Origin of the sequence: Maribacter sp. TH_r10 (assembly GCF_033101095.1) — a bacterium.
Classification (GTDB): Bacteria; Bacteroidota; Bacteroidia; order Flavobacteriales; family Flavobacteriaceae; genus Maribacter_A; species Maribacter_A luteus.
The window spans coordinates 1-204 of the sequence record NZ_JAWMPY010000064.1 but is presented as its reverse complement, the minus strand read 5'-3'; the positions used below and the strand labels follow the sequence as shown (position 1 = coordinate 204).

Genomic DNA, 204 nt, shown 5'->3' with positions numbered 1-204 from the left:
ATATCAGCATCGTTGGCTACAATGGCAGCATTGTTATTTGAAATGGCAGTTGCATTAGTAGCTATCCCTGAAATATCCTGGTCACCTGTGTTCACACCAGAAGTATTCGCAACGATGGCCGCCTGTGCCGGGGTGATACCCGTTTTAGCAGTGTTCAATGCAATCGCGTCGTTCTGCGTAGTCTGTTCGTTCTGTAAATCTGTA

General features: G+C 46.6%; 1 protein-coding gene. It reads right to left on the bottom strand.

Translation table 11 applies throughout. The annotated features are described in order from the left end of the window. A partial coding sequence (locus R3X28_RS19340) for a hypothetical protein (RefSeq protein WP_317666537.1) occupies positions 1 to 204 on the bottom strand: 204 nt, incomplete at both ends.